Annotated in this window: 10 protein-coding genes; 2 read left to right on the top strand and 8 right to left on the bottom strand. The window is 65.0% G+C overall.

Annotated elements, in window-relative coordinates:
- The first annotated feature begins 31 nt into the window (after positions 1–31).
- Positions 32–724, top strand: a complete 693-nt coding sequence (locus ABWO90_RS01250; RefSeq protein ID WP_353189660.1) for an ABC transporter ATP-binding protein — start codon at positions 32–34, stop codon at positions 722–724.
- Between the two features lie 111 nt (positions 725–835).
- On the opposite strand, the gene pgi is transcribed toward ABWO90_RS01250, so the two are convergent.
- The 3 genes from pgi to ABWO90_RS01235 all read right to left on the bottom strand — a co-directional run bounded on the left by pgi (position 836) and on the right by ABWO90_RS01235 (position 5,851).
- Positions 836–2,494: a glucose-6-phosphate isomerase gene (pgi, locus tag ABWO90_RS01245; protein ID WP_353189382.1), complete on the bottom strand. Its 1,659-nt coding sequence runs from the start codon at positions 2,492–2,494 to the stop codon at positions 836–838.
- A gap of 133 nt (positions 2,495–2,627) precedes the next feature.
- Positions 2,628–4,334 (bottom strand): NAD(P)H-hydrate dehydratase, encoded by a 1,707-nt coding sequence (locus tag ABWO90_RS01240; protein WP_353189381.1) that lies wholly within the window; start codon positions 4,332–4,334, stop codon positions 2,628–2,630.
- Between the two features lie 242 nt (positions 4,335–4,576).
- Positions 4,577–5,851 carry a D-amino acid dehydrogenase gene (locus tag ABWO90_RS01235; protein ID WP_353189380.1) on the bottom strand — a complete coding sequence of 425 codons (1,275 nt, stop codon included), beginning with the start codon at positions 5,849–5,851 and terminating at the stop codon, positions 4,577–4,579.
- Between the two features lie 267 nt (positions 5,852–6,118).
- Here ABWO90_RS01235 and purL point away from each other — a divergent pair, with 267 nt between their 5' ends.
- The gene (purL, locus tag ABWO90_RS01230; protein WP_353189379.1) at positions 6,119–10,150 is read left to right on the top strand and encodes a phosphoribosylformylglycinamidine synthase; all 4,032 of its coding nucleotides are present in this window, start codon (positions 6,119–6,121) and stop codon (positions 10,148–10,150) included.
- A 243-nt stretch (positions 10,151–10,393) separates the two neighbouring features.
- On the opposite strand, the gene ABWO90_RS01225 is transcribed toward purL, so the two are convergent.
- The 5 genes from ABWO90_RS01225 to msrB form a co-directional block, all read right to left on the bottom strand.
- Positions 10,394–11,188 (bottom strand): peptidylprolyl isomerase, encoded by a 795-nt coding sequence (locus ABWO90_RS01225; RefSeq protein WP_353189378.1) that lies wholly within the window; start codon positions 11,186–11,188, stop codon positions 10,394–10,396.
- Positions 11,189–11,250: 62 nt separating this feature from the next.
- Entirely contained in the window at positions 11,251–11,514 is a 264-nt protein-coding gene (locus ABWO90_RS01220) for a BolA family protein (RefSeq protein ID WP_010808081.1), read from the bottom strand.
- 29 nt (positions 11,515–11,543) lie between these two features.
- Positions 11,544–12,077 (bottom strand): septation protein A, encoded by a 534-nt coding sequence (locus ABWO90_RS01215; RefSeq protein WP_353189377.1) that lies wholly within the window; start codon positions 12,075–12,077, stop codon positions 11,544–11,546.
- Between the two features lie 132 nt (positions 12,078–12,209).
- On the bottom strand, positions 12,210–12,620 hold the full coding sequence (locus tag ABWO90_RS01210; protein ID WP_353189376.1) for a YgiW/YdeI family stress tolerance OB fold protein: 411 nt from the start codon (positions 12,618–12,620) through the stop codon (positions 12,210–12,212).
- 167 nt (positions 12,621–12,787) lie between these two features.
- Complete coding sequence (gene msrB / locus ABWO90_RS01205; protein WP_353189375.1) at positions 12,788–13,210, bottom strand: peptide-methionine (R)-S-oxide reductase MsrB; 423 nt, start codon at positions 13,208–13,210, stop codon at positions 12,788–12,790.
- Positions 13,211–13,264 lie beyond the last annotated feature (54 nt).

The following is a 13,264-nucleotide window of genomic DNA, read 5'->3' as shown; positions in this document are numbered from 1 at the left end:
GGCGGCCAATTTCAAGAACTCTCTTCTTGCCATGTCGTTTTCCGAAAACGTAATTGAGGTGCGGGGTCTGGGCAAACGGTTGCGCGACGCGACCGGTGAGCTCGTCATTTTGCAGGATATCGATTTTTCCGTCGCAAAAGGCCAGAGTGTGGCCATCGTCGGTGCCTCGGGCTCGGGTAAGTCGACGCTGCTCGGCCTCATGGCCGGGCTCGATACGGCGACCGACGGCAGCATCACGCTGCTCGGCAAGTCGCTCGGCGACCTCGACGAGGAGGGCCGGGCCGCCCTTCGTCGGGGGGCGGTCGGATTCGTCTTTCAATCTTTCCAGTTGATGGCGCACCTGACCGCACTCGAGAACGTGATGTTGCCTCTGGAACTGCTGGGTGAGACACGCGATGTGCGCGATCGTGCCGTCAGGTTGCTTGAGCAGGTTGGGCTGGCGTCGCGCCTTACGCATTATCCGAAGCAGCTCTCGGGCGGCGAGCAGCAGCGCGTTGCACTGGCGCGCGCGTTCGTTACGGAACCGGCCGTGCTGTTTGCGGACGAACCGACGGGAAGTCTCGATACCGCGACAGGGGAGCGGGTCATTGACCTGATGTTCTCGCTCAACGAGGCAAGCGGCGCCACGTTGGTGCTGGTCACGCACGATCTGGCGATCGCTCAGCGTTGTGACGCCACCGTACAGTTGGCAGGCGGGCGCCTGGCCAATTCCACCGATCTCTGACTGACTGCCGAACTCGGTCGGGATACCGGCTCGTATCGTTCACCGATTCGTTCACCGATGCGCTCGTCACGCCGTTGGCGGGCGGCGCACGGTGTCATGTCGCGCGTGGGCTTATCGCTTGCCCTTGAGTGCTTCGCCTGCGAGACGAATCAGCGACGCGGTCGACGCGTCGTGTGCGTCGGGGGGAATCGAGTCCGGATCGACGAGTTCGGGTTCGATGGCGCGGCAAAGCGTCTTGCCGAGCTCCACGCCCCACTGATCGAACGGGTTGATGTTCCAGATCGCGGCCTGCACGAAGATCTTGTGCTCATAGAGGGCGATCAATGCACCCAGCCGTTCGGGCGTTAGCGCGTCGATGACCAGCGTGTTGCTCGGCCGGTTGCCGTCGAAGCGTCGCTGGGCGGCAAGCGGTCCGCCGGCCTGTTCTGCGGTGGCCATCGAGCCGCCTTGCAACAGGGCTTCGCTTTGCGCGAAGCAGTTGGCGAGCAGCTTGGTGTGATGGTCGAGATAGGCGGGACCGTCGTACTGCGGTGTCAGGACGGCAATGAAGTCCACCGGTACCAGTGTCGTGCCCTGATGCAGCATCTGGAAGTAGGCGTGCTGACCGTTGGTGCCCGGCTCGCCCCAGATGATCGGTGCGGTTTGCCATGCGACAGGCGCGCCGTCGATCTGCACCGACTTGCCGTTGCTTTCCATGTCCAGTTGCTGGAGGTAGGGCGGCAGCTTTTGCAGTGCGTCGGTGTAGGGAGCGATGGAGAGCGTTTGCGCGTCGAAGAAATTCCGGTACCAGATGCCGAGCATTCCGAGCAGCACGGGCATGTTGGCTTCGAGCGGCGCGTGGCGAAAATGCTCGTCCATCGCATGTGCCCCGGCAAGCAGCGATTCGAAATGCTGTGCGCCGAGATACAGCATGATGATAAGTCCGACCGACGACCACAGCGAATAGCGCCCGCCGACCCACTCACCGAACTCGAACACATTTTCCTTGCGGATACCGAAACGAACGGCTTCGTCCGTGTTCGTCGACACGGCCACGAAGTGCTTGTCGAGCGCGTTTTCGGGAATGCCGTTTTGCAGGAACCAGGCGCGAATCGTGCGGGCATTCGTCATGGTCTCGAGCGTGGTGAACGTCTTCGAGCACACCACGACGAGGGTGCTTTCGGGATCGAGCGCGGGCAGCGTGCGTGCCAGTTCGGTCGGATCGATGTTGGCGATGAAGTGCGCCGACAGGTCCTCGCGTCCGTACGCGGCGAGGGCGTCGCACACCATGCGCGGCCCGAGATCGGAGCCGCCGATGCCCACGTTGATCAAATGCCTGATGCGCTTGCCCGTCGCACCAAGCCATTCGCCGCCACGCACGCGCTCGCTGAACGCCTGCATGCGCGAGAGCGTTTCGCACACGCCGCGGCTCACATCGCCCGTGGTGTCGCGAAAGGCCATCGACTTCGGCGCACGCAATGCCACGTGTAACGCCGCGCGGTTCTCCGTCACGTTGACGTGTTCGCCTGCCCACATGGCGTCGCGCTTGGCCGGCAGATGGCATTCGCGTGCCAGATGCGTGAGCAGTGTGCGCGTCTTTTCGGTAATGCGGTTCTTCGAATAATCGAGATACAGGCCGGCCGCACGCAGTGAGAATTGTTCGACGCGTGCATGGGCCCCGGCGCCTGCAAACCAGTCGCGCATGTGCTGCGCGGCGATCTCGTCGCGGTGCTCGAGCAGAGTGCGCCAGGCGGGGAGTTGATCCAGACGAACGGATGACTTGTACGGCATGTGCGATAGGGACAATTCGATAAAGCGAAGTATAACGGGAGTCGCCGCACATTCGGCCCGAAATGACGCGACGGGCCGCACGGGCCACGCGCTACGTGCGCCAAATCCCGGATCGCCGGCAAGTCGGCAGCCGTCAGCGCGCCGGGCGCGGTATCCCACGAAGTGGCTGGACGACGCACGTCGCACGCGTCGAATCGTCGAGCCGGTCAGCCAGTTCGGCGCGCATCGCGGGCAAAAGTTCAGAGGCAGTGAGGCCGGCAGGTCCCGCGCCGCTCGCCACGCAGCGCTCGGCGGCACGTCCGTGCAGCCAGACGGCGGCCAGCGCGGCCTGTGTCGCGGGCATGCCTTGCGCCAGCAGGGCGCCGATGGCGCCGGTGAGTACGTCGCCCGTGCCTGCGGTCGCCAGCCCGGCATTCCCCGTCGTGTTGATCCAGGCATGCGTGCCGTCGTCCACGACGGTGCCGGAGCCTTTGAGCACGACGGTCGCCCCGAAATGCTGCGCAAGCGCACGCGCGGATGCGAGGCGATCCGACTGAATGCGTGAGACGTCACAACCCGCCAGACGCGCCGCCTCCAGCGGATGCGGCGTCAAGACGGTCGACCCGGCGCGCCGCCGTACGCGTTCCGCCAGCGACGGTTCGGCGGCCAGCAGATTGAGGGCGTCGGCGTCGATCACGAGCGGCGTATGCTCCAGGGCGAGTGCACGAGACAGACAGGCGGCAGACGCCGCCGACGTGCCGAGTCCCGGCCCCATCGCCACCGCCTGCATGGCCGAGAGGTCGAGGTCTTCCGCCGCCCGCAACATCAGCTCGGGGTGCACTGGATCCCACGCGGGCGCGTCGTGGGCGACGAAGCCCACGTAGACGCGTCCTGCGCCCAGCATCAGCCCGGTGCGCGCCGAGAGCAACGGGGCACCGACCATCCCTGCCTGTCCGCCTAGTACGGCCAACGCGCCGTAGCTCCCTTTGTGGGAGACGTGATGACGCCGCGGCAGGTGAGCCAGAAACGCAGCGGGCGCGTTGGTAGCAATGGCGATCGCGGTATCGGCGTCGCGCGCGTTGGCCAGTGCCGCTTCGGCGCCCAGCGAGGCAATCAGTACCTCTGTCGTCACGTCGCGTCCGGCGCCGGTGAACAGCCCGGGACACGCGCCCAGCATGGCGAGGGTCACGTCTGCCTGAATTACGGGACCTTTCGCGACGCCCGTCTGCGCCGCGAGGCCGCTCGGGATGTCGATGGCGAGCACGGGGGTGCCCTGTGCATGGGCGACGTTGATGTTCTCGACAAGCGCGGCGGCGGCACCGTCGAGCGGCCGCGACAAGCCGATGCCGAACAACCCGTCGACGATCCAGGCGTAGGTCGACGGCTGTGGCCACGTGCCGGGCGCGGGGCGAACCGGCACGCCGGCATCGAGTGCCTGCCGATGTGCCCACCGTGCGTCCTCGGCCGAAGGCGGGGCGAATTGCCAGACGTCGACGAGCACCCCGTGGCGATGCAATTCCCGGGCCGCGACGTAGGCATCGCCGCCGTTATTGCCGGGGCCCGCCAGCAACAGCACGGGCTGTCTGCCCGCACTCGCGAGCGCCGGCAGGTGTCCGTACAGCCAATGGGCGACAGCCGCACCGGCGCGCGCCATCAGGGTGTGAGGGGGGAGTTTCGCGGCCGCCGAGCGTTCGACGTCGCGCAATGTGCCGGGCAGGTAAAGGTCGAGAGACTGGCGCGCGTCGGCGCTCTGGATCGACGTTTGCGCAGGCGCGGCGGCGCCAGCGGGACGCGCCAGCAGGCTGGGGCTGGCCGGTGCTGCCAAGGGGGCGGATGCGTCGGCGTGCAGGGAATCGGACATGACAGGGCAAGCTCCCGGAGGCTGGGGCGGTAGGGTTCGGCGCGCGATGGCAGGTGTTTGCTCACGTCCTGCCACCGGGGTTGCGCCGTCGGGCGCGCCCGGGCCTGGCGCAAGTCGCGTGCCTCAGTGCCGATTATGCCGCCAATGCCTGGTGGTGCCTGCCCGTGCGATCCCCGATCCTTGTGCCAGGTTATCCAGCCGTGTGGCCGGGTTACCGGATAACCGGGGCTGCGGGCGTCCGCTTATCGGTCGTAACGCGCGAGCGTCAGCCCGTTCAGGTCGATTTCGGGTGTCTGACCCGAGATGACGTCGGCGAGCACGCGGCCGGAGCCGCACGCCATCGCCCAGCCAGTCGAGCCATGGCCGACGTTCAGGAAAATGCCGGGCAGGTGCGTGGCGCCGAGCAGCGGCGGGCCGTCGGGCAACATCGGACGCGCGCCGACCCACGCGCGCGCTTCGCGGTACTTGCCCGCGCCGGGGAACCAGTCGGTGGCGACCTTGTAGAGCGTGGCGATGGCGCGCTCGCGCAAGACCAGCTCGGTGTCGCCCAGTTCGGCCGTCCCGGCAATGCGCAGACGGTTGCCCTGCGGCGTGATGGCGGTCTTGTACGACTCGTCCATGACGGCGATGCGCGGGCTGAACAGTTCGGTCTTGACCGGCACCGTGATCGAATACCCCTTGATCGGCCAGAGCGGCAGGTCAATGCCCAACGGGCGGAGCAGGGCGGTGCTGGACACGCCGGCGGCGATCACGACGGCATCGGCCTCGAGCGTCGTTTGCTGCGCCACTTCGCCGGTGCTGGCGGTCTCCACGGTGACGCCGGCGCGGCCGACGTTCGGGCGCACCGACAGCACGGTAGTTTCGGTGGCGAGCGTCACGCCCATGTCGCGGGCGATCTGGGCGAGACGCTTGGTGAACAACGGGCAGTTGCCGGTCTCGTCGCGAGGCAGGTGCAGGCCGCCCGCGAGTTGGGCGTCGGTCGAAATCGCGGGTTCGAGCTTGCGGCATTCCTCGGCCGTGAGCAGGCGGTGCGGCACCTCGTTCTCGGTGAGCATCGCGCGCGCAGGCTCGTTCATCTTGATTTCGCGCTCGGTACGGAACAGTTGCAGGTAGCCCTGCGTGTGTTCGTATTCGAAGACATGCACTTCACGCAGATCGTGCAGGCAGCGCTGGCTGTAGAACGCGAGCCGCTGCATGCGCTCCCGGTTGGCGCGGTAACGCTCGAGCTTGCACTCGCGCAACCAGCGCGAGGCCCAGCGCCAGGTGCCTGCCGACAAGCCGGGTCGGAAGATGAGAGGGCTGGCCGAACTGAACATGTAGCCGAGCAGCTTGCGCGGCATGCCGGGCGCGGCCCACGGCGTGACGTAGCCTGGCGCGATGACGCCCGCATTGCCGAAGCTGCTCTCCTGCGCAACCGTGCTGTTGCGTTCGACGAGCGTGACCGTATGCCCCGCGGCGGCCAGATAGTAGGCGGTACACGTGCCGATAACCCCGCCGCCGATAACGATGACCTTCATTCCCAACCGTCTGGTGTGTGGCGAACGCCCGTTCGTTCGCTTGTTAGTGTCGTTCTATGCCGGGCCGGGCGCCCGGTGACGGGTTGCGCGGCCCGTGTTCCGATTTTGACTTCGGTACGGGGCGCATAGGTTACCAGAGAGCGGCTCCCAAAGGGCGGGACGCCGCCAGAATGCGTGTCGCGCACTCGGGTATAACCCGGGGTAAGCAGGGTATAATCCCGGTTTGTCGTTCCCCCGCGTTTTGAACGCCTCGCCTTCCGTCCTTCCATGAATCACATTGCCTGCTTCGCCGGCGCCTTGGCGCTCTCCGAATTCCGCCAGCAACGTCTTCTGCAGACCCTGCAAGCCATCGACAGCTCGATCGTGCGTATCGATGCGCGCTACGTGCACCTCGTGGCCAGCGTCGAGCCGCTCTCCAGCGAAGACGTGGCCCGTGTCGCCGGTTTGCTCACCTATGGTGAACCGGTGCGTGAAGAGCCGGTGGGCGACCAACTGCTGGTGATCCCGCGTCTGGGCACGATTTCGCCGTGGGCGAGCAAGGCGACCGACATCGCCCGCAACTGCGGTATCGATCACGTGCGCCGTATCGAGCGCGCCGTCGAATACACCGTTGGCGTGAAGTCGGGCCTGCTCGGCGGCAAGAAGTCGTTGTCCGCCGACGTGCTCGCTCGGGTGGCCGCGGTACTGCACGATCGCATGACGGAGACGGTGGTGGCCACGCGCAAGGACGCCGAAGCCCTGTTCGTCGAGCTCCCGGCCAAGCCGCTGCAAACGATCGACGTGATCGGCGCGGGCCGCAGCGCACTCGAAACCGCCAACCGCGAACTCGGCCTGGCACTGGCCGAGGACGAAATCGACTATCTGGTCGACGCCTTCACCAGCCTGAAGCGCAATCCGACCGACGTCGAACTGATGATGTTCGCGCAGGCCAACAGCGAACACTGCCGTCACAAGATCTTCAACGCCGAGTGGACGATCGACGGCCAGGCACAGGACAAGTCGCTGTTCCAGATGATCAAGAACACGCACCAACTGCACCCGCAGGGTACGGTGGTTGCGTATTCGGACAACGCATCGGTGATGGAAGGCGCGGAGGTCGAGCGCTGGTATCCGCGCGGTGCCGATGGCAAGTATGACCGTAGCAATGAGCTGACCCACACGTTGATGAAGGTCGAGACGCACAACCACCCGACGGCGATCTCGCCGTTCCCGGGGGCGTCGACCGGTGCGGGGGGCGAGATCCGCGACGAAGGCGCGACGGGCCGTGGCTCCACGCCGAAGTCGGGTCTGACCGGCTTCACCGTCTCGAACCTGGCGCTGCCGGAAGCCCGTGAGTCGTGGGAAAACGACCGCGACGTGGCGGTGCCGCCGTCGCTGCGCAAGCCCGACGACACGGGGAGCGACTACGGTCGTCCGGACCGCATCGCCTCGCCGTTGCAGATCATGATCGACGGCCCGCTCGGCGGCGCGGCGTTCAATAACGAATTCGGCCGCCCGAACCTCGGCGGCTACTTCCGTACCTACGAACAAAACGTGGGCGGTCGTGTGCGCGGCTATCACAAGCCGATCATGATCGCCGGCGGCATGGGCAACATCGCCGCACAACACACGCACAAGCACGACCTGCCGGCCGGCACGCTGCTGATCCAGCTGGGCGGCCCGGGCATGCGCATCGGCATGGGCGGCGGTGCCGCCAGCTCGATGGCAACGGGCACGAACACGGCCGAACTGGATTTCGACTCCGTGCAACGTGGCAACCCGGAAATCGAGCGTCGTGCGCAGGAAGTCATCAACTGGTGCTGGCGCCAGGGCGAGGCCAACCCGATCCTGTCGATTCACGACGTGGGCGCGGGTGGTATCTCGAACGCGTTCCCCGAACTGGTCGACGGCGCAGGCAAGGGCGCGCGTTTCGATCTGCGTCAGGTGCAGCTCGAAGAGTCGGGCATGTCGCCTGCGGAAATCTGGAGCAACGAAGCGCAGGAGCGCTACGTGCTCGCCATCGCACCGGACAGCTTCCCGGCATTCCAGGCCGTTTGCCAGCGTGAGCGTTGCCCGGTGGCGGTGGTCGGTATTGCCACCGACGAGCGCCAGTTGAAGCTTGTCGATCCGATGCATCCGGAGTCGCCGGACCCGGTCGACATGCCGATGGAAGTGCTGCTCGGCAAGCCGCCGCGCATGCACCGCGACGTGACGCGCGTGAAGACCGAGCTGCCGCCGGTGGACGTTACCGGTCTGTCGCTCGACGACGTGGCGCGTGCCGTGCTGCGTCACCCGACGGTGGCCAGCAAGTCGTTCCTCATCACCATTGGCGACCGTACCGTGGGCGGCCTGACCGCGCGCGACCAGATGGTCGGTCCGTGGCAAGTGCCGGTGGCCGACTGCGCGATTTCGCTGATGGACTTCGCGGGCTATCGCGGCGAAGCCATGACGATGGGCGAGCGCACGCCGCTGGCCGTGATCGACGCACCGGCATCGGGTCGCATGGCCGTGGGTGAAGCCATCACGAACATTGCGGCGGCGCCGATCGCGTCGCTCGATCAGATCAAGCTGTCGGCCAACTGGATGGCCGCGTGCGGCACCGAAGGCGAAGACGCCGCGCTGTTCGACACGGTCAAGGCGGTGGGCATGGAGCTGTGCCCGGCACTGGGCCTGTCGATCCCGGTGGGCAAGGATTCGCTGTCGATGCGCACCAAGTGGGAAGACGCGGGCCGCAACAAGGACGTGGTGGCGCCGGTCTCGCTGATCGTGTCGGCTTTCGCGCCGATCGAGGACGTTCGCGGTCATCTCACCCCGCAATTGCGTTCGGTGGCAGAAGCCGGCGAGACGGTGCTGATCGCGATCGATCTGGGTCACAACAAGAACCGTCTGGGCGGCAGTATCCTCGCGCAGGTTACGCAGCAGATCGGCGATGTGGCACCGGATCTCGATGATCCCGCCGACCTCCAGCGTTTCTTCGACGCTATCCAGAAACTCAACCGCGACGGCAAGCTGCTCGCGTATCACGACCGCTCGGACGGCGGTCTGTTCGCCACGGTGTCGGAAATGGCGTTCGCCGGGCACGTCGGTGTGTCGCTTAACGTCGACATGCTCACGCTCGACGAGGGCTTCGAATCCGATTACGGCGACGCGAAGGACTGGGCCAAGCAGACGGTCGGCCGACGCGAAGACAAGACGCTGCGTGCGCTCTTCTCGGAAGAGCTGGGCGGCGTGATTCAGGTGCGTGCGTCGGAGCGCGACGCGGTGCTGCAAGCTCTGCGTGAAGCTGGCCTGTCGTCGTGCACCCACGTGATCGGCAAGCCGAACACGACCGACGTTATCGAAATCTACCGCGACGCCAAGAAGGTGTTTGGCGCACCGCGTGCCGAGCTGCACCGCGTGTGGTCGGAAGTGAGCTGGCGTATCGCGCGCCTGCGCGACAACCCGGCCGCAGCCGACGCCGAATACGACGTGCTCAACGACACCAGCGATCCGGGCCTTTCGCCGAAGCTGACGTTCGACGCCAACGAAGACATCGCGGCACCGTTCATTGCGACGGGCGTCCGTCCGAAGGTGGCTGTCCTGCGCGAGCAGGGCGTGAACTCGCACCTCGAGATGGCGTATGTGCTGGACAAGGCCGGTTTCGACGCTTACGACGTTCACATGAGCGATCTGCTGGCGGGCCGTCATTCGCTGGAAGCGTTCAAGGGCTTCATCGCCTGCGGCGGTTTCTCGTACGGCGACACGCTGGGCGCCGGCGAAGGTTGGGCCAAGACGATCCTGTTCAACCCGTCGCTGGCCGAGCAGTTCGCAGGCTTCTTCAATCGTGCCGATACGTTCGCCCTGGGCGTGTGCAACGGCTGCCAGATGATGAGCAACCTGTCGAATCTGATTCCGGGCGCGGCGGCATGGCCGAAGTTCACGTACAACCAATCGAAGTACGAAGCGCGTCTGACGCAGGTGGAAGTGCTGGAATCGCCGTCGCTGTTCTTCAAGGACATGGCGGGCTCGCACCTGCCGATCGTCATTGCGCACGGCGAAGGCTTCGCGAACTTCGGTCAGCAGGGCAACATCGATCAGGCGATTGCGGCGATGCGCTTCGTCGACCATCGCGGTCAGCCGACCGAGCAGTATCCGTACAACCCGAACGGTTCGCCGCGCGGCCTGACGTCGGTGACGACGGCCGACGGCCGCTTCACGGTCATGATGCCGCACCCGGAGCGCGTGTTCCGCACGGTGCAGATGAGCTGGGCGCCGACGCAGTGGGGCGAAGACAGCCCGTGGATGCGCATGTTCCGCAACGCGCGTCGCTGGGTCGCCTGATGGTGCGCTGATGGTGCGCTGATGGTGCGCTGACGGCCGACGACGGGACACGTGCCCGTCATCGGTAGCACGCCGATTGGCGAATGAAGTGGTGAAAGAAGCCGCTTGCCTCATTCGATGGGGCAGGCGGTTTTTTTATGCGACAACCGTCGCGCGTAAACGAAAAATGCCGTTCAGTGGTGTCACTGAACGGCACTGCGCCTGTCGGCGGTTCCTTCCGGTTCGGTAATGCCGCGATGGCGATTACTGAATCTTGGCCTTTTTCTCGAGGCCTTCGATGAAGGCTTGCAGCTTTTCTTCCTGCATCTGCTGCACGAGCTGCGGCTTGACGTCGGACAGCGGCGGGATCTGTGCGTCGCGCACGTCGTCCAGTGCGATCACGTGGTAGCCGAACTGCGTCTTGACCGGCGTTTGCGAGAACTGGCCCTTCTGCAGCTTCTGCAGCGCGTCGGCAAACTCCGGCACGTAGGCATTGGCCGGCGACCAGTCGAGATCACCGCCGTTCTGGGCCGAACCCGGGTCCTTCGAGAATTGCTTGGCGAGGTCGGAGAACTTCGCGCCGGCCTTGAGCTTCGCGATGATGTCCTTGGCGACGTCTTCGCTCGGCACCAGAATGTGGCGTGCGTGGTATTCCTTCTCGCCGAACTGCTTCTTCAACTGGTCGTAGCGGGCTTGCACTTCGGCGTCGGTCACCGGCGAGGTCTTCTGGAAGTCGGTGATCAGGGCGCGAATGAGCACGCCTTGCTCGGCGAGCTTGAGTTGTGCCTTGACGTCCGGTTGCGAGGCCAGACCCTTGCTGACGGCTGCCTGCGCGAGGACTTCGCGCTTGACCAGTTCTTCGCGCACTTGCTGTTGCAACTGCGGTGAGTTCGGCTGACCCTGGCGGACCATTTCACGGACCATGGCGTCGGCGCGCGACACGGGGACCGGCGTGCCGTTCACAACGGCAACGTTCTGGGCGAGGGTGGGAAGGGAGACGGCGGTCAGCGACACGGCGGCGCCGAGCGCCAGAGCCGTGCGGGCGAGTTTCAATGCCATGCTGTTTTTCCTAACGAATGACGAAGGCAAGGTTAATCGACGGGGGACGCGTCGCATGCGAGTTACGCTTCGCCGGGGGCGAGCGCAACAATGGCGAGGGCGTGAATGCCGTTCTGCATCAAATCGGCTAGCGCATCATACACCAGGCGGTGACGCGCCACGCGGTTACGTCCGGTAAAGGCGGCAGAGACGATGCGCAGGTTGTAGTGACCGCCCGACGCCGCGCCGGCATGGCCGGCGTGACGGGCACTGTCGTTCTCGAGTGCGAACTCGAGCGGGGCGAGGGCGGCCGTCAGCCGCGCTTCGATTTGCTGTTCCATGGTCATGGGGGAGGCTTCCTGACGAACGCCGGACGTTATTCGTCCTGCTTGATGTACTTCGCGAGCCAAAGGCTCTGCACGACGATGAACACGACCATCAGGCCCATGCCGCCGAAGAGCTTGAAGTCGACCCAGGTATCGGTCGAGAAGTGATAGGCGATGACCAGATTGAGTGCGCCCATCGCGAGGAAGAACAACGCCCAACTGAAATTCACGGCGCGCCACAGGTTCTCGGGCAGCGCCATCTGTTTTTCCATCATCGCGCGGATCAGGTTCTTGTCGAACGCGAGTTCGGCGACGAACAGCGTAATGCCGAACAGCCAGTACAGCGCCGTGGGCTTCCACTTGATGAAGGTCTCATCGTGCAGCAGCATGGTCGCACCGCCGAACACCACGATGATGCCCAGACTGACCCATTGCATGGGTTCGACCTTGCGGTGACGGATCCACATCCACAGGACCTGCGCAATCGTCGTGGCGATCGCGATACCCGTGGCAACGTAAATGCCGGCGAACTTGAAGGCGACGAAAAACAGGATGACCGGTAACAGGTCGAAGAGAAATTTCATGAAGTCTCGACTTGGGGGCTTCGGGAGTTTCCGTGCCGGGCACCCGGACAATGCCAGGGGGCCCGACGCAATCCCGCATTATATTTCAAAGCCTTGGCCGGAGCGTGTGCGCAAAGCGTGCGACTGCCCTGTTTACTGAATGATTTCGATGCGCTTGACATCGATGTCATTGGGCTTGAGGCGATGCGTATCGATTTCGCCCCAGATGCGCACATGCGTCTTGTCGTTGATCTCGCGGCCGGGCGGCAGATACTTGTCGTCGAGTTCGATCTCGATGGTCTTCCCGGTGGCGTCGCGGAACGTGTAGTGCTCGTGCTTGAGCTTGTTGACGATGTAGCCTTCGAGCACGACTTCGAGGTCCTTCGAGGCGGCGAGCGCCTGCTCGACAGTCGCGACGCGCGGCGAGGCCGAAGGCACGGCAACGCTGCCGCCTGCCGACGGCACATTCACCTGCGCGTGTGCCGGTGCGGCGGTGGCGAGTCCCGCGGCGACCAGCGCGGCGGCGATGGACAAGGTCATACGGCGATCAGATTTCTTGGACATGACGTTGAATTCCCTGAGTGAGTGGGGGGATGCAAGCCTACTGCCAAAAAATGCCAATGGCGGGCATGGCACGTGGATTTCACGCTATTTCATCGGCATTCGGTGGCGTGAGGCCACCGTTTGAATGCCAGTGTCGCCCAAAGTTCGGCGCGACGGGTGCCGGCCGGTCAGTCTTCCTTGGGCTTGTCGGGTTGGCCCGAGGTGTCCTCGAAGTTGAGCGAGGCCGAGTTGATGCAGTAGCGCAGGCCGGTCGGCTGCGGACCGTCTTCGAATACGTGCCCGAGGTGCGCGTCGCAATTATGGCAGCGCACTTCCACGCGCACCATCCCATGGCTGTAATCCATCACCTCGTCGATGCCGCCTTTTTCGATCGGCTTGGAATAGCTCGGCCAGCCGCAACCGGCATCGAACTTCTCGGTCGATTGGAACAGCGGTGCGCCACAGCAGATGCAACGATACGTGCCGTCTTTCCAGTGATCCCAGTAGCGGCCCGTGAAGGCGCGTTCCGTGGCGGCGTGGCGGGTGACCTGATATTCGACGTCGTCGAGTTGGGCACGCCAGTCGGCGTCGCTTTTTTCTACTTTGCTCATGAAAGTCTCCTGAGGGGCGCCAGCGGAATCGGGCTGGCGCGTCGTATGGCTTCG

It is taken from the genome of Pandoraea pnomenusa (genome assembly GCF_040391475.1).
Taxonomy (GTDB): Bacteria; Pseudomonadota; Gammaproteobacteria; order Burkholderiales; family Burkholderiaceae; genus Pandoraea; species Pandoraea pnomenusa_C.
This window is presented reverse-complemented; position numbering and strand designations above follow the sequence as displayed.

What these genes read in the sequence shown, in the direction of transcription:
- pgi (WP_353189382.1), bottom strand. Translation starts at nt 2,494, where the DNA reads ATGCCGTACAAGTCATCCGTTCGTCTGGATCAACTCCCCGCCTGGCGC.
- ABWO90_RS01215 (WP_353189377.1), bottom strand. Translation starts at nt 12,077, where the DNA reads ATGAAATTTCTCTTCGACCTGTTACCGGTCATCCTGTTTTTCGTCGCC.
- ABWO90_RS01225 (WP_353189378.1), bottom strand. Translation starts at nt 11,188, where the DNA reads ATGGCATTGAAACTCGCCCGCACGGCTCTGGCGCTCGGCGCCGCCGTG.
- msrB (WP_353189375.1), bottom strand. Translation starts at nt 13,210, where the DNA reads ATGAGCAAAGTAGAAAAAAGCGACGCCGACTGGCGTGCCCAACTCGAC.
- ABWO90_RS01210 (WP_353189376.1), bottom strand. Translation starts at nt 12,620, where the DNA reads ATGTCCAAGAAATCTGATCGCCGTATGACCTTGTCCATCGCCGCCGCG.
- ABWO90_RS01240 (WP_353189381.1), bottom strand. Translation starts at nt 4,334, where the DNA reads ATGTCCGATTCCCTGCACGCCGACGCATCCGCCCCCTTGGCAGCACCG.
- ABWO90_RS01250 (WP_353189660.1), top strand. Translation starts at nt 32, where the DNA reads ATGTCGTTTTCCGAAAACGTAATTGAGGTGCGGGGTCTGGGCAAACGG.
- ABWO90_RS01235 (WP_353189380.1), bottom strand. Translation starts at nt 5,851, where the DNA reads ATGAAGGTCATCGTTATCGGCGGCGGGGTTATCGGCACGTGTACCGCC.
- purL (WP_353189379.1), top strand. Translation starts at nt 6,119, where the DNA reads ATGAATCACATTGCCTGCTTCGCCGGCGCCTTGGCGCTCTCCGAATTC.
- ABWO90_RS01220 (WP_010808081.1), bottom strand. Translation starts at nt 11,514, where the DNA reads ATGACCATGGAACAGCAAATCGAAGCGCGGCTGACGGCCGCCCTCGCC.